The sequence below is a fragment of the Sphingobium sp. B2 genome (assembly GCF_007693735.1).
GTDB classification, from domain to species: Bacteria; Pseudomonadota; Alphaproteobacteria; order Sphingomonadales; family Sphingomonadaceae; genus Sphingobium; species Sphingobium xenophagum.
In genome coordinates, this window is sequence record NZ_VDBZ01000001.1 from 467,613 (window position 1) to 482,507 (window position 14,895).

General features: G+C 63.8%; 20 protein-coding genes. 5 read left to right on the forward strand and 15 right to left on the reverse strand.

Annotated elements, in window-relative coordinates; translation table 11 throughout:
• Positions 1 to 86: 86 nt before the first annotated feature.
• Entirely contained in the window at positions 87 to 641 is a 555-nt protein-coding gene (locus FE851_RS02350; RefSeq protein WP_145199503.1) for a type 1 glutamine amidotransferase domain-containing protein, read from the forward strand.
• Here the strand turns inward: FE851_RS02350 and FE851_RS02355 are convergent.
• The 3 genes from FE851_RS02355 to FE851_RS26640 are packed head-to-tail and all read right to left on the reverse strand — an operon-like array spanning position 631 to position 2,790.
• Positions 631 to 1,311: a hypothetical protein gene (locus tag FE851_RS02355; protein WP_145199506.1), complete on the reverse strand. Its 681-nt coding sequence runs from the start codon at positions 1,309 to 1,311 to the stop codon at positions 631 to 633. The genes FE851_RS02350 and FE851_RS02355 overlap by 11 nt on opposite strands.
• The gene (locus FE851_RS02360) at positions 1,308 to 2,675 is read right to left on the reverse strand and encodes a putative O-glycosylation ligase, exosortase A system-associated (RefSeq protein ID WP_107124239.1); all 1,368 of its coding nucleotides are present in this window, start codon (positions 2,673 to 2,675) and stop codon (positions 1,308 to 1,310) included. The genes FE851_RS02355 and FE851_RS02360 overlap by 4 nt, the downstream gene beginning before the upstream one ends.
• Positions 2,668 to 2,790, reverse strand: coding sequence for a hypothetical protein (locus FE851_RS26640; protein ID WP_019053538.1), 123 nt, complete (start codon positions 2,788 to 2,790; stop codon positions 2,668 to 2,670). The genes FE851_RS02360 and FE851_RS26640 overlap by 8 nt, the downstream gene beginning before the upstream one ends.
• Before the next feature lie 90 nt (positions 2,791 to 2,880).
• Between FE851_RS26640 and FE851_RS02365 the strand changes: the two genes are divergently transcribed.
• Both FE851_RS02365 and FE851_RS02370 read left to right on the forward strand, forming a co-directional pair.
• Positions 2,881 to 4,107 (forward strand): TIGR04063 family PEP-CTERM/XrtA system glycosyltransferase, encoded by a 1,227-nt coding sequence (locus tag FE851_RS02365; protein WP_145199509.1) that lies wholly within the window; start codon positions 2,881 to 2,883, stop codon positions 4,105 to 4,107.
• A 59-nt stretch (positions 4,108 to 4,166) separates the two neighbouring features.
• A complete protein-coding gene (locus FE851_RS02370) occupies positions 4,167 to 5,030 on the forward strand; it encodes a hypothetical protein (protein ID WP_145199512.1) in 864 nt (287 codons plus the stop codon).
• A gap of 4 nt (positions 5,031 to 5,034) precedes the next feature.
• On the opposite strand, the gene FE851_RS02375 is transcribed toward FE851_RS02370, so the two are convergent.
• Together FE851_RS02375 and FE851_RS02380 are read right to left on the reverse strand one after the other, a co-directional pair.
• A complete protein-coding gene (locus FE851_RS02375) occupies positions 5,035 to 5,406 on the reverse strand; it encodes a hypothetical protein (protein WP_145199515.1) in 372 nt (123 codons plus the stop codon).
• Positions 5,403 to 5,588 (reverse strand): hypothetical protein, encoded by a 186-nt coding sequence (locus FE851_RS02380; RefSeq protein ID WP_026002103.1) that lies wholly within the window; start codon positions 5,586 to 5,588, stop codon positions 5,403 to 5,405. Before FE851_RS02380 ends, FE851_RS02375 begins: the two co-directional genes overlap by 4 nt.
• A gap of 114 nt (positions 5,589 to 5,702) precedes the next feature.
• Here FE851_RS02380 and FE851_RS02385 point away from each other — a divergent pair, with 114 nt between their 5' ends.
• Together FE851_RS02385 and FE851_RS02390 are read left to right on the forward strand one after the other, a co-directional pair.
• Positions 5,703 to 6,371 (forward strand): S24 family peptidase, encoded by a 669-nt coding sequence (locus FE851_RS02385; protein ID WP_017181467.1) that lies wholly within the window; start codon positions 5,703 to 5,705, stop codon positions 6,369 to 6,371.
• Between the two features lie 41 nt (positions 6,372 to 6,412).
• Positions 6,413 to 7,330, forward strand: coding sequence for an XdhC family protein (locus FE851_RS02390; protein WP_145199518.1), 918 nt, complete (start codon positions 6,413 to 6,415; stop codon positions 7,328 to 7,330).
• Positions 7,331 to 7,501: 171 nt separating this feature from the next.
• Here FE851_RS02390 and FE851_RS02395 read toward each other — a convergent pair whose 3' ends face one another.
• From FE851_RS02395 to FE851_RS02440, 10 genes are all read right to left on the reverse strand, one after another.
• Positions 7,502 to 7,687: a YbdD/YjiX family protein gene (locus FE851_RS02395; RefSeq protein WP_019053532.1), complete on the reverse strand. Its 186-nt coding sequence runs from the start codon at positions 7,685 to 7,687 to the stop codon at positions 7,502 to 7,504.
• Positions 7,684 to 9,732: a carbon starvation CstA family protein gene (locus FE851_RS02400; RefSeq protein WP_145199521.1), complete on the reverse strand. Its 2,049-nt coding sequence runs from the start codon at positions 9,730 to 9,732 to the stop codon at positions 7,684 to 7,686. Before FE851_RS02400 ends, FE851_RS02395 begins: the two co-directional genes overlap by 4 nt.
• A gap of 69 nt (positions 9,733 to 9,801) precedes the next feature.
• Positions 9,802 to 10,206, reverse strand: coding sequence for a DoxX family protein (locus FE851_RS02405; protein ID WP_261370836.1), 405 nt, complete (start codon positions 10,204 to 10,206; stop codon positions 9,802 to 9,804).
• Positions 10,203 to 10,505, reverse strand: coding sequence for an alkylphosphonate utilization protein (locus tag FE851_RS02410; protein ID WP_145199524.1), 303 nt, complete (start codon positions 10,503 to 10,505; stop codon positions 10,203 to 10,205). Before FE851_RS02410 ends, FE851_RS02405 begins: the two co-directional genes overlap by 4 nt.
• A 60-nt stretch (positions 10,506 to 10,565) precedes the next feature.
• Positions 10,566 to 11,204 (reverse strand): ribosome biogenesis GTP-binding protein YihA/YsxC, encoded by a 639-nt coding sequence (gene yihA / locus FE851_RS02415; protein WP_017181461.1) that lies wholly within the window; start codon positions 11,202 to 11,204, stop codon positions 10,566 to 10,568.
• A gap of 145 nt (positions 11,205 to 11,349) precedes the next feature.
• Positions 11,350 to 13,053 (reverse strand): membrane protein insertase YidC, encoded by a 1,704-nt coding sequence (gene yidC, locus FE851_RS02420; RefSeq protein ID WP_145199526.1) that lies wholly within the window; start codon positions 13,051 to 13,053, stop codon positions 11,350 to 11,352.
• Between the two features lie 30 nt (positions 13,054 to 13,083).
• A complete protein-coding gene (gene yidD / locus FE851_RS02425) occupies positions 13,084 to 13,296 on the reverse strand; it encodes a membrane protein insertion efficiency factor YidD (RefSeq protein ID WP_017181459.1) in 213 nt (70 codons plus the stop codon).
• Positions 13,293 to 13,688, reverse strand: a complete 396-nt coding sequence (gene rnpA, locus FE851_RS02430; protein ID WP_026149781.1) for a ribonuclease P protein component — start codon at positions 13,686 to 13,688, stop codon at positions 13,293 to 13,295. Before rnpA ends, yidD begins: the two co-directional genes overlap by 4 nt.
• A 32-nt stretch (positions 13,689 to 13,720) precedes the next feature.
• Complete coding sequence (gene rpmH / locus FE851_RS02435; RefSeq protein WP_006959075.1) at positions 13,721 to 13,855, reverse strand: 50S ribosomal protein L34; 135 nt, start codon at positions 13,853 to 13,855, stop codon at positions 13,721 to 13,723.
• Between the two features lie 272 nt (positions 13,856 to 14,127).
• A complete protein-coding gene (locus FE851_RS02440) occupies positions 14,128 to 14,895 on the reverse strand; it encodes a DsbA family protein (protein ID WP_145199529.1) in 768 nt (255 codons plus the stop codon).

Consider the following 14,895-nt stretch of genomic DNA (forward strand, 5'->3'; position numbering starts at 1 on the left):
AAAACCCACCTTTCATCGCTTCGTTCCGCAACGTGTCGGGCCGTGGTCCGTTTGCCTGTTTCCATACAGGTGCAAGGAGAAGCCCCATGCCCGCCATTAATAACAGCCGCATCCTCATCATCGCGACCGACGGGTTCGAGCAGTCCGAATTGTTCGACCCCCGCGACGCCCTGATCGAGGCGGGAGCCAGCGTGACCCTCGCTTCGCCCGGTCTCGATCCGATCCAAGGCATGAAGCATGATGAAAAGGGCGACACCATACCCCCCGACATCCGCCTCGACGCCGTCAGGATGGAGGATTATGACGCTCTGCTACTGCCCGGCGGCGTCGCCAACCCCGACACGCTGCGCACCAATGCGACGGCGGTGTCGGCGGTGCGCACCTTCGTGACCGCGGGAAAGCCAGTCGCGGCCATCTGTCACGGCCCATGGCTGCTGGTGGAGGCCGACGTCGTCAACGGACGGACGGTCACGTCCTGGCCGTCGGTACGTACGGACCTACGCAACGCGGGTGCCGAGGTCGTCGATCATGCGGTCGTGGTGGACGGCAATATCATCACCAGCCGCAAGCCCGACGACATTCCCGCCTTTGTTGAAGCCTTGATCAAGGCCGTTGTGGAAACCGAAGCCGTTACGGCCTGACCCGCAAGCCGCCGCCCACCCGCCACGGGATCGGGCGGCGGCGCAGCGTCGACACATGCGCCAGAGCCAGCGTCGCGCAGACGATGGTCGCGGGCAAGGCTACCGGCAGGACGGGAGGCAGCAGAACAGCCGTTACAGCCGCCGCAACCAGTCCGGTCAGCGCCAGTCCCAACGCATGTGCCTCCCCATCGGGACCGCGCAACCAGAATAGACACGCGCTGATCCCGGTCATGAAGCCGATCATGTAACGGATCGCTTCCCCCGCAGCGCCAAGGCCGACCATCACCAGCAGCACAAGCACCGCGCCAGCCGAGCGCCGCGACAGCCCCGCCAATATGTGGGTGCAGATCGGATATATCAGCAATTCGCACAGCGACGCGGCGACCAGGATCGCCTGCGCTCGCGTGCCATCGCCTGCGATCAGAGCCACCGTCGCCGCCGCTGCCCATGGGATCAGCCGCGCCGGCGCCATGCGGATATGGCTTATCCAGTTGCTCCAGCCGTTGCGCATGGACCATCGCCGGTCCGCCAGCCTTAACTGAAAACCGCCGATGATGAACAGGGCTTCGACCCCCCATGGCATAAGGCTGGGGGCGATCAGTGGCGACGCCAGCAGCAGGCCCAGCAGCAACCCATGGACCAGCCCCAATGCGCGCAGCTCGCCGCTCATGCCAGCGCCCCGCGCGGCCGGTTCATCGCCGCGTTCAGGTCCGCTCGCGCTGCGGCCTTACGCCTTCGGCTCAGATAGGTGTCGAGGCCGATCTGAAGCGCCAGCATCATGAAGATGAAGGGCTGATAGGCGATGCCCACGAACAGCGATCCGACCATGTAGACGATATGCCCTTGTTGCAGCGCCAGCGCGAACGGCGCGATCCAGGCTTCGTCCGGTCCCGTCCGTTTGCGATACAAACGGCGGATCATTTCGGTGCGGATGAAACAGATGCCGTGGATCAACGCCCAGAGCAGGAAGCCGAAATAGCCCTGCTCGCCCAGCATCTCGAAATAGGCGCTGTGATAGGCACGGCCCTTGTCGGTCACCAGCCGCCGCTCGATCCGCTTCGTATCGCCGTCACCCACTTCGCTCTGGGCGAAATAGGTAAAGCTGTTCTGCAGATAATTGTCGAAGCCGCCGCCGCCCGGATGGGTTTTCACATAGTCGAGCGTCCACATCCACACCGCCACGCGGGTCGATGCGCTCTCGTCGCCCTGATGATTCTCGATCGTCTGCATGCGCTGGGTGAAACTGGCGGGCAGGAAGGGGATGGATATGAGCGCCGCCAGCAGCATCAGCGGCCCATAGACGAAGCGGCGCGGCGAACGCACCAGCATCAATCCCGCCAGGATGACGATGCAGACCAGGCCCGTACGCGCTTCGGTGCCGATCGGCATCAGCATGCAGGCCAGGCACAGGCAGTAGCAAAAGGCTTTCACCCGCCAGTCGTCCGGCGCGAATATGGTGCCATGCCTGGACAGCCACAGGATCAACGGGATCAGCGAAATGGCGACGCAGCTGATGATCGATCCTTCATACAGACCGCTGTTATTCTCGACCATCAGGTTCAGCACGCCATAGCCACCGCCCGACAGCGCGGTTTTCATGCCGCCATTGATGATGATGGTGCTGGCGCACAGGATCATGAAAACGGTCATCGCCTCGATTCGCAGGCGCGTGCGCAGCGTGAGCGGCAGAAAAACGCCCGCAATGATCGCCTTCCACACCCAATTCCATTTGGTCATCGCCTCGACCGGGAAATCGGCGGTCGCGGTGGTATAGCCGCACCAGAGCAGCAGGATCAGCAGCAGCGCCTGCCGCGCGGAAAAGCGGCAATCCTTCTTGTCGTCGACGACCAGCCAGGCGCCCACCATCGCGGCGAAGGCAATGGCGGAAATCGGGATCGAATTGAGCAGGAAATAGGACAGGCGCTGGGGCGAGACGATGTCGATATAGGCGTAGACGGCGACCAGCAGAAACGGGCGCTTCAGCCCCATCAGGAAAAAGACGCCCAGAAAGGCGACGAAGAACAGGTCACGCATCGCGCGCGCCCTCCTCTGCTGGCGGATCGCGATCCAGATCCGCGCGCGGCAACAGCCGCCACGCGGCGAGCAGGATCACGCCATGGCTGATCAGCAGGGACAGGGTGTCGATCATTGCGTCTTGGTGGTTCCACTGGCTACCGCTCCTCCCTAACGCGACACAGTTGACGGGCCGTTAAACCTTTTGCGCCTAAGTATATGGGCTATGACCCATATTCTTCATGTGCTGGATCACAGCCTGCCGCTGCACAGTGGCTACACCTTCCGCACGCGCGCCATCCTGCGTGCGCAGATGGCCAGGGGTTGGGAGGTGCGCGGCATAACCGGGCATCGCCACAGCGCATCAGGCCCGCTGGAGGAACTGGTCGACGGCCTTCACTTCCACCGCACCCCCGGCAAGCCCGCAACGGGTAATCCGGTGCTGCGCGAGTGGCGCGACATTGCCGCCCATGCCGACGCGATCGAGGCGCTGGTGCAGCAGTGGCGGCCGGACATCATCCACGCCCATTCGCCGGTGCTCAACGCCATCCCCGCGCAGCGCGTGGCCAAACGCCACGCCATTCCCCTGGTCTATGAAATCCGGGCTTTCTGGGAAGATGCAGCGGTCGGCAACGGCACCGGGACGGAGGGCAGCCCGCGTTACTGGCTCACCCGCCAGCTCGAAACGCATGCGGTGCGTAATGCCGATGCGGTCGCGGTCATCTGCGAAGGTCTGCGCGCCGATCTGGCCACGCGCGGGATTGATCCGGCCAAGATCATCGTGTCGCCCAATGGCGTCGATATGGACCAGTTCGGTACGCCCGTGCCACGCGACCCCGCGCTCACGGCGCAACTCGGTCTTGAAGGGGCTGACGTCGTCGGCTTCATCGGCAGCTTCTACGATTATGAAGGGCTGGACGATCTGATCGCAGCCATGCCGCGACTCGTCCGCGCCCGGCCCAGGGCCAAGCTGCTGCTGGTTGGCGGCGGCCCGCGCGAACAGGCGCTGCGCGATCAGGCGCTCGCCTCGCCCTTTGCCGACCATATCGTCTTTGTGGGCCGGGTGCCGCACGATCAGGTCGAACATTATTACGCCCAGATCGACATATTGGCCTATCCGCGCAAGGCGATGCGGCTGACGGATCTCGTAACGCCATTGAAGCCGCTCGAAGCCATGGCGCAAGGCCAACTGGTCGCCGCCTCCAGCGTGGGCGGCCATCGTGAACTGATAGAGGATGGCGTCACCGGAACCTTGTTTCCGCCCGACGATCCGGCGGGCATGGCCGCTGCGCTGGCGGGCCTGTTTGCCGATCGCGGCATCTGGGAAGAACGGCGCGCGGTTGCCCGCGCCTTTGTCGAGCGTGAGCGTAACTGGTCGTCAAACATTTTGCGTTATGAACCTGTTTACCAGCGGCTGCTGGCGCGTCCCGCCCGGACGCGCGCGGCCGCCTGAGGCAAGGTTGGACAATCGAAGTGGCCATCAGGGCAGCACGGACAAGAGGGATCGCCATCATGGCGCTGGTCGGCCTGGCCGCAGCGCTGCTGGTGCTGTGGATTCCGGTCGGGCTGATCGAAATGGTCGTGGCGTCGAGCGGCCTGTCGGAAAGCTTGCCCGCTGCCGCCCCGCCGCTGGGGCTGAAAGCCCGGCTGCTGCTGGCCGGCTTTACCGCGCTGATGGCCGTGGGATTTGTGGGAATGATGCGTCGGCAGGACCGGCAGGCTGAACAGGAAGGACGCATGGTGCGCGTCCAGGGAGCAAGAAAAATGGGTTTCGCTTTTTCAAAACTGACCGCGCTGGCGCGGGGACGTATTGCCCCTGTCGATGACGCAACGCCATCGCTGCGTCGCGCCGATGCCCATCCCGATGCACCCGCCCGCGCGCCCATTTTTGCGAGTCGCGATTTCAACGGCCTCGACATTTTCGGCCGTCCCGATGCATTGCGCAGGCCATTGGCGACGCGCTCCGAACCTGAACAGGATGCCGTCGTCCCGTCCGAAGGTCTGGTCATGCCCAGTGCGCCCTTGCCGATGGCCGATGAAGACCTGCCCCAGCCGACCTTTCAACGCCTGGCCGCCCCGGCCGTCGAGCCGGATGTCGCCAAGGATGCATCGCAGGATACCGCGCCGGTCATGCCCGCGCGGCTTGATCCCATCCCGACCCAGGGCTTGTCGATCACCGAATTGACCCAGCGGCTGGAGCGCGGCCTTGCCCTGCGCAGCCGCGCGCCGGCGGCGGATGCCGGCACGGCGCGGGTTATCGCCGATATGCCGGTTGCGCCCGCCGTGCCGGTGCGGGACATGGTGGCGCAGGATGCCGACGATGCCCTGCGCGCGGCCCTGGGCGCGTTGCGCAGCATGGCTGGTCAGGGGCGTTAAGCCCCTACCAGTCCTCGATCGTCAGCGCCGACAGTTCCATCCACCATTCATCGGCTTCCTGTCGCGAATCGTCGATTATGATGTCGGCGACGAAATGGCCCGGTACCTGCCATTCCGCGCTCTCTATCCCCTCGGCAAAGGCGCGGAAGCGCGTCGCCGCTCTGGCGCCGGACAGGCGTAGAGTGACGATGTGGCGGCGTCCTTCGAACAGGGCGCTCGCCCAGGGGCGACTCACCGCACGCTCGATCATCGTCGGCGCGCCCGCCCGTTGGAGCAGCTGCTCCAGCAGCCGCGGCAGGGGATCGCGATGGGATTTTCCTATCGGTTTGTTTTGGACCAGATTCTTGATGCCAAATCCATGATGCACGCTTGTCATTGGCTGATGCTCCTGCGATATGTGTTCATGAAATGTTCTACTCGTCTCCTTACGCGGTCGCCCGGCTCGCGCCCCTGGCGCAGGTCGAAAACCAGCCGTGGATCGCGCGTGCTGGCGCGACCAAAGGTGGTCGGCGGCATGTCATGTTGGCGAAGGAATCGTTCGATCGCGTGCAACAGCATCGGCTTCTTTCTCCTCTTTCGGTCCGACTCACCCGCTGCAAGTCGATAGGCATATTCCTATCTCTAAGCCATTTCCTACTTTTCTAGGAAAATTCCTATCTTTATGGATTGGATATGGATGAATCGCAGAACGCCCGGATTGCGCTGGATCGGCTGATTGCCGAACGGGGGGAAAATTATGCCGATCTGTCCCGGCTGATCGGTCGCAACCCCGCCTATATCCAGCAGTTCATCAAACGTGGCACGCCGCGTAAACTGGATGAGGCGGACCGGCATGTGCTGGCCCGCTATTTCGGCGTCGCTGAACAGATGTTGGGTGGCAGCGCCGCGCCGGTGACGGTCCCCGCCCGCACGCGCGGCATGCCCGCCGTCGTGGCAGTGCCGCGCCTGGCGCTGGGCGCGTCGGCAGGCGTCGGCACGCTGGACGAAGATGAGCGCACAGCCGGTGTGATGGCGTTCGACGCGCATTGGCTGCGTCATCTGGGGGTGCGGCCGCAGCGCGTTTCGATCATCCGGGTCGATGGCGAATCGATGGCGCCCACGCTCAGCGATGGCGATGACATCATGGTCGATCATGACGATGACGCCACCCGGTTGCGCGATGGCGTCTATGTCTTGCGGCTCGACGGCGTGCTGATGGTCAAACGGATCGCGATGGGGCCGTTGCGTGGCCGCTTCAGCGTGGTCAGCGACAATCTCCATTATCCCGACTGGACTGACATTGATCCGGCGCTGGTGGATATTGTCGGTCGCGTCGTCTGGACTGGCAGGCGTCTGGTCTAGCGCGGGCAGCCTACCTATCTTGGCGCCAAAGGAGTCCCGATTTGAACGACAATGGCGCGGTGATCCGCAAGGGCGTCGAATGGCGCGGTGCAAAGCTGGCGCTGGCGACGGTGGTATCGACCTGGGGGTCCGCGCCGCGCCCGCGCGGCAGCCACATGATCGTGCATCAGGATGGCCGCTTTGAAGGCAGCATTTCCGGCGGCTGCGTCGAAAGCGATGTACTGCACCGCGCTGCCGAAGTGATTGCCGGGCGCGCTGCCCATGTCGCCACCTATGGCGTGGCCGATGGCGATGCCTGGGACGTCGGTTTGCCCTGCGGCGGCGAAATCGCTGTCCTGATCCAGCCGGTGGGCGCAGACGGTTTTGCGCCCGACCTGTTCGACCGGATCGAGGCCGCCAGCGCGCGGGGCCGGGCGCTGACTTTGGCGACCGACCTTGCGACCGGGGTCACCCGCGAACAGGCAAGCGAGGGCGATTTCCTCAACCGCTATGACCCGCCCCGCCGCCTGCTGATCGTCGGCGCAGTCCAGATCGCCCAGTCGCTGGTCCCGCTGGCGCAGGCGATCGGTGTGACGCCGGTGGTGATCGACCCGCGCGGGCGGTTCCTGACGGCCGAGCGTTTCCCCGGCGTCGAGCTGGACGATCGCTGGCCCGACGAAGCCATCACCGCGCGCTTCCCCGGCGAATCGACTGCCGTTGTGACACTCAGCCACGACATCAAGATTGACGATCCGGCGCTGGAAGCGGCGCTTCGCGCACCGACCGGCTATGTCGCCGCACTTGGATCGCGCAAGAGCCACGCCGCGCGGCTGGATCGGTTGGCGGCACAGGGGTTTGATGTAGCCGATCTGGCGCGCATTGACGGTCCGGCGGGGCTGGACATCGGCGCCATCGGCGCGGCGGAAATCGCGCTGTCGATTACCGCTGGCATGGTCGCGGGCTTCAACGCGCGCCGCTGAAACAGAATGCCCCCTGCCGCAAGGGATCGGGCAGGGGACATATCCCTCAAGCTGTCGGGCACAAAGGACGTCGCGCCCTAGCAAGCTGACCGTACAGATCAATCATAATATATAATCAATCGGTAACTTTATGTCCCATATTGAAATTTTACAATAGTATTATTACTCGCCCTAGCAGCATTTTCCGCCATTTTTGCCGCCATATCGCGCTTCCTGCCGATCGCGAAAAAACTGCGTCCGGTCCATCACCGGCTGGTCGGGATGGTGCGTCAGCATATGGCGCAGATAGGCGTCATAGTCGGGCATGCCGACCATCAGCCGCGCGGTCTGCCGCAACAGGCTCAAAAATCCGCTCATTCCGCGGGCACCAGTTGCGCCGGGATTTCGCGCGCCGTCGGCGCCGCGATTCGCCGCGCGGCGATGCAGGTGCGGATGGTGAAGAACAGCAACGCCAGCACCACCGCCAGGAACAGCGCGACCAGCGCCGCATCGACCCGGTCATTGAAGATGATTCGCTGCATTTCCGGCATCGATTTGGCCGGGGCCAGCACTTCGCCCGCCTGCGCCGCTGCGCTGAACTTGGCGGCATGCGCCAGAAAGCCGACCTTGGCGTCAGCGGAAAATAGCTTCAGCCATCCCGCCGACAGGGTGCAGACCAGCAGCCAGGCGGTCGGGATCATCGTGACCCAGGCGAACCGGTCGCGCTTCATGCGGAACAGCACCACCGTCCCCAGCATCAGCGCGATGGCGGCCAGCATCTGGTTGGAAATGCCGAACACCGGCCAGAGCGTATTCACCCCGCCCAGCGGATCGGTAACCCCCTGATACAGGAAGAAGCCCCAGGCAGCGACCGTCAGCGCGGTGGCGACGATGCCGGGGACCATGCTCTTGCTTTCCTTGAAGCTCGGCGCCGCCAGCGCGATCAGATCCTGCAACATGAAGCGCCCGGCGCGGGTGCCTGCGTCCACGGCGGTCAGGATGAACAGCGCCTCGAACAATATTGCGAAATGATACCAAAAGGCCTTCATCGCCGGACCGCCGACGACGTGGCTGAATATCTCCGCCATAGCGACGGCCAGCGTCGGCGCGCCGCCCGCGCGGCTGATGATGCTATGTTCGCCGACATCCTTGGCCGTCTGGGTGATCAGGTCGGGCGAGATCGGAAAACCCATCGCTGTCACGGCGGCGGACGCGCTGGCGGCGTCGGTGCCGATCAGCGCTGCCGGGCTGTTCATCGTGAAATAGATGCCGGGGTCCAGGATCGACGCGCCCGCCAGCGCCATGATTGCCACAAAGGCTTCCATCAGCATCGCGCCATAGCCGATCATCGGCGCATGCCCTTCGCTGGCGATCAGCTTGGGCGTCGTGCCGCTGGAAATCAGCGCATGGAAACCCGACACCGCGCCGCAAGCGATGGTGATGAACAGGAAGGGGAAAAGGCCGCCTGACCAGACCGGCCCGCCGCCCTCCACAAACTGCGTCAGCGCCGGCATCTTCAGCGGCGGCGCCATGATGACGATGCCGACCGCCAGCGCCGCGATCGCCCCGATCTTGAGGAAGGTGGACAGATAGTCGCGTGGCGCCAGCAACAGCCATACGGGCAATATGGAGGCTACCGCACCATAGCCGATCAATATCCAGCAGAGCGTGAGCGGCGTGAAGGTAAAGATCGGCCCCCAGAAGGGCGATGCTGCCACCGACTGGCCATAGACGATCGCCGCCAGCAGCCCGACCAGCCCCAGCAGCGACACTTCACCGATCCGCCCCGGCCTGATCCAGCGTGTATAGGCGCCCATCATCATGGCCAGCGGCACGGTCGCCGCGACCGTGAACATGCCCCAGGGACTTTCCGCCAGCGCCTTGACCACGATCAGCGCCAGCACCGCCAGAATGATGACCATGATCATGAACGCGCCGAACAGGGCGATCGTCCCGGCCCATTGCCCCATTTCCATGCGGATCAATTCGCCCAGCGATTTGCCGTCGCGGCGCATCGAAACGAACAGGATCATGAAATCCTGCACCGCCCCTGCCAGCACGACGCCGACGATGATCCATAATGTGCCGGGCAGATAGCCCATCTGCGCCGCCAGCACCGGCCCGACCAGCGGTCCCGCGCCCGCAATCGCTGCGAAATGATGACCGAACAGGACCGTGCGGTCGGTCGCGACATAGTCCAGCCCGTCGGCGCGGCGCAGCGCCGGGGTTGGGCGCGAAGGATCGAGCCGCATCACCTTGCTGGCAATGAACAGCGCATAATAGCGATAGGCGACCAGAAAGCAGCTGACCGCCGCGACGACGATCCACAGCGCATTGACGGCTTCGCCCCGCGACACCGCGACGACGCTCAGCGCTACCGCGCCGATCACGGCCATCGCTATCCAGGGAAGATGCCGGGTCATCATGCTCTCTCACGCTCGTCTGCAGGAAAAGACGACAGTAGGGCGCTGGACCGGAAAGACAATCTTTCGCTAATGCCGCCGGGCAAAGGGCCAGTCGATGACATGGGCCGCCCACAGCGCCCACCAGATGATGACCGGCTGCAACGCCAGGCGCGGGGCATGATAGGCCCAGCCCAGATGCACGCCGCCAATGGCTATATCATGGACGGCATGGTTGATATTGGCAGGCCAGACGCACAGCGCATAGAGCGCCAGGCCGATCCCCGCCGCCTTGCGCAACGCCGGCACCATCAATCCGGCGGCTCCCGCCAGTTCAGCCAGTCCCGTCAGGAAAATCACCGTGGCGGGGAAGGGCACCCAACTCGGCGTGATCGCGATGAAGCCGCCGGGCGACCGCAAATGCGCGATCCCCGCGACCAGATAGGCCAGCGCCAGCACCCATCGCGCGATCCGCCGGGGGCGGCTTTCACTCACCGCTTGCGGACAAATTCGGCGCGCAGCACCAGGCCTTTGATCCCGTCAAACTTGCAGTCGATTTCCTGCGTATCGCCCGTCAGCCGGATCGACTTGATCAGCGTGCCGCGCTTCAGCGTCTGGCCAGCGCCCTTGACCGTCAGATCCTTGATCAACGTCACCTGATCGCCGTCGGCCAGCAGGTTGCCGACCGAATCGCGCACTTCGACACTGTTCGGCTCGCTGTCGGCCTGCTTCACATCGGCGGCGCTGATCCATTCGCCGGTCGCTTCGTCATAGACATATTCATCGTCGGCCATGGTCATGCGCTCCTGTTCGTTGCGCCGTCCATAGGCGCTCGCGCCATCAAGCGCCAGCGATCAGCCGATCGTCACGGCTTCCAGCACTGCCGCGCGCAGTTCGGGAATGCCCATGCCCTTCTCGCTGGACGTGGCGATGATGTCGGGATGGGCGGCGGGACGCTTGCGGATCGCTTGCGCGGTCTGCTCGGTCACGGCGGCCAGTTCGCTCGCCTTGATCTTGTCCGCCTTGGTCAGGATGATGCGATAGCTCACCGCCGCGCCGTCCAGCATGTCCAGCATGTCGGTATCGACCTCCTTGATGCCATGGCGGCTGTCGATCAGCACCAGCGCGCGCTTGAGCGCGGCCCGCCCGCGCAGATAGTCGTTCACCAGGAACTTCCATTTGCGCACCACATCCTTGGGTGCCTTTGCATAGCCATAGCCGGGCATGTCGACGAGGCGGAAGCGCAGCGGATCGCCCACGTCAAAGAAGTTCAGTTCCTGCGTCCGCCCCGGCGTGTTGGATGTCCGCGCCAGATTGTTGCGGTTAGTGAGGGCGTTGAGCAGCGATGATTTGCCGACATTGGACCGGCCGGCAAAGGCGACCTCATTGACCGCCATATCGGGCAGAAATTCCAGCGTCGGCGCGGACTTCAGGAAGGTGATCGGCCCGGAAAAGACCTTGCGCGCTTCTTCGATCAGGTCAGGGGATTCCATGTCGTTCACCTTTCAAATCCTCCCCCACAGGGGGAGGGGGACCGCGCCCGAAGGGCGTGGTGGAGGGGTGTCACCCTCGCGATAGGGGGACACCCCTCCGTCCGGCCTGCGGCCAGCCACCTCCCCTTGCAGGGGAGGATGATACTTACTTCGCGACTGCCGTGCTCAGCACGGGGTGGCGGCGGTACAGCCACCATTGCTGGGCCATCGACAGGCAGTTGTTGGTGATCCAGTACACCAGCAGGCCAGCCGCGAACGGGGCCATGATGAACATCATCATCCACGGCATGATCGAAAAGATCTGCTGCTGCATCGGGTCCATCTGCGCGGGGTTCAGCTTGAACTGGAAATACATGCTGATGCCCAGCAGCAGCGCCAGCACGCCGATCCCCAGGAAGGATGGCGGGGTGAAGGGCAGCAGGCCGAACAGATTCAGGATATGCAGCGGATCGGGCGCGGACAAATCCTTGATCCACAGCACGAACGGCTGATGCCGCATTTCGATCGTCAGCATCAACACCTTGTAGAGCGCGAAGAAGATCGGAATCTGGATGAAGATGGGCAGGCACCCGGCCAGCGGGTTGACCTTCTCCGTCTTGTACAGCGCCATCATCTCCTGCTGGAGACGCGGCTTGTCGTCCTTATACTTCTCCTGCAGCGCCTTCATTTTGGGCTGCACCGCGCGCATCGCCGCCATGCTGGCAAACTGGCGCTGGGCAACCGGGAACATCAGGCCGCGGACCACGAAGGTCAGGCAGATGATCGCCACGCCGAAATTGCCCAGCGTCTCGAACAGCCAGTGCAGCAGGGCGAAGATCGGCTGCTCGAACCAGTAGAACCAGCCCCAGTCGATCGCGCGGTCGAACAGCTTGACGCCACCACGCTCATAGGCCTGGAGCGTCTTGACCTCCTTGGCCCCGACGAACAGGCGCAGCGTCTGCGTGACCGACTTGCCCGGCGCCAGCATGGTCGAATCAAGCGCGACGTCGGCCTGATATTGGGTGCCAGCACCCTTGCGGAACTGGGCTGCGACATCGGCATCCTTGCCAGGCACCAGCGCAGACAGCCAATATTTGTCGGTAAAGCCGATCCAGCCGCCCTTGGACTGGAAATCGCGGGTGGACGGACCTTTGTCGAGATCCTTGTAATTCACGTCATAATTGGCCGCGTCGTTGAACACGCCCATCGGGCCGATATGGATGGTCCAGGTATCGGGGTCCTTGGGAATGCTGCTGCGGCTGATATAGCCATAGGGCTTTACGCCGACCGTACCGGCGCCGCTGTTCGACACTTTCTGCGCGGCGGTGATCATGTAATTTTCATCGACGCTCAGGCGAATCTCGAACGTCTGGCCAACGCCATTATTCCAGGTCAGGGTAACGGGACTGGTCGGGGTCAGTTCGCTGCCCTGCGCGGTCCAGACCGTATCCTTGTTCGGCGTTTTCAGCCCTTCGCCCTGCCATCCGAAACCGGCGAAATAGGCGTCCTGCGTACCGGCGGGCGAATAGAGGCGGACGTCGGGCGAATCCTTGGCGATGGTTTCCTTGTAGGTCGGCAGCACGATGTCATCGATGCGCGCACCTTTCAGGTTGATCGACCCGTCCAGCTTGGGCGTGCGGATGGGGATGCGCGGACTTTCCTTCAGCACCACGGCGCGATCGCGAATCGCCGCGACGCTGTCGGCGGCGGGGTCGGCCGCAGGGTTGGCGACCGGCGCCGTCTTGCCACCTTCGATCTTCGTCGCGGGTGGATTGGCCGCCGGAAAGAAATAGGTGGACACATAGGGCCAGCCGAACAGGATCGCAGCGGTCAGCAGCACCGCCAGAATGATATTCTTCTTGTCGTCCACGTTGTTCGGCTCCGCCGTCTTATATCTGTGTCAGGGGACCGGGTCGTAGCCCGAACCGCCCCATGGGTGGCATCGCATTAGCCGCTTCCCTGCCAGCCAGCTACCCTTGATCGCGCCATATTTGCGCACGGCCTGGATCGCATATTCCGAACAGGATGGGGCATAGCGGCAGGAAGGGGGCAGGATGCGCGAAGGGCCGATCTGCCAGAAGCGCGCGATCAGGATGAGCAGGCGGGCCATCATGCGCCGACCTTGCCTTTGCCCCGACCATGACCGGCCCGCGCGCCATGGCGCGGCGGCGCGTCACCGGCCTGCGGCGCGCGCGCAATCTTACGCAGCGCCTTTTCCAGCTCGGTGCGCAGCAAGGCGAAATCGCGTTCCTTGCCGCCATCGCGGCCAATCAGCACATGGTCGGCACCGGCATAGCCATGCAGCGGCAGCAATTCCCGTGCGAGAACGCGAAAGCGGCGCTTCATCCGGTTACGGATGACGGCGCCGCCAATCTTTTTGGTGACCGTGATGCCGAATCGCATCGCCGGATCGCCATCGTCGCGGTCGCGCACCAGCAGGACGAATCCCGGCATGGGTGCGCGCTTGCCGCGATTGGCCGCCAGGAAATCGGCCCGCTTGCCCATGATGGCAGGCGCAGCCGAAGGCGGCCCTTCGATCAGGCGCTCAGGCTCTTGCGGCCGCGCGCACGACGGGCGCGGATGATGTTGCGGCCGCCGGGGGTCGCCATGCGGGCGCGATAACCGTGACGGCGCTTCCGAACCAGATTGCTCGGCTGAAAAGTGCGCTTCATCGTTCATTCCTCAAAAAACAACTAGAGAATCGGGCGTGACAAAAAAGGGCCGCCAAAGCAGCGGCCGCATGGTCAGGGGGCGTCCGATAGGCAAATGGGGGTGGGAAGTCAATGGGGCGAAGCCCGATCTTGCGGAACCGAAATCCTCCCCTGCAAGGGGAGGGGGACCGCTGGCGTAGCCAGTGGTGGAGGGGTATCACCCTCTCGATAGCGCGACACCCCTCCGTCTGGCCTACGGCCATCCACCTCCCCTTAAAGGGGAGGATGGCCCATTACTTACCCCGCGCCGCCGCCACGCCACTCTTCAGCGCGTCGAAACCGACCGCGCCATTCAGCACCTGATCGCCGATGACGAAGGTTGGCGTGCCGCTCGCCTGCAATTTCTGGGCGAGCGCGATGTTGGACTGGATTTCGGCGTCATATTTGCTCGACGCCATCGCCGCTTCCGCGTCCGCCTTGCTGATGCCGGCCTTCGCCGCCGCCGCGACGATCGTGTCGCGCGTGACCTTTCCAGCGCCATAGAGCGCCTTGTGATAGGCCATATATTGGCCGCGCTCGGCCGCCAGCAGCGATACTTTGGCCGCGTCGCTGCTTTCTTCCGACAGGATCGGCAGTTCGCGATAGACGATCTTCACCTTGGCGTCCGACCCCACCAGCTTGGCAAGATCCGGCAGCGACGCACGGCAATAACCGCAGGCATAGTCGAAAAATTCGACCACGGTGACATCGGCATTGGCCGCGCCTTCCCACGCCCCGGCATAGGGTTTTTCCAGCGCCATGCGATTGTCCGCGATCGTGCTGGACATGCGTTTCGCCTGCAATCTCTCGATTGCCTGCGGGATGATTTCGGGATGCTCCAATATATAGTCATGAACGATCTTTTCGATCGCGCTCTTGTCCGTGGTGGTCACGGCGGCGGGGGCCTGCACGGCCAGAGCGGTCCCGGCGGCTGCCGCGATAAAGGCGAAAGCGCCAAGGGTCATCTGGATCATCCTGTTGGAAAGGGCCGTGCGGAATGTCGGCCGGTTGTGCTGCGTCAT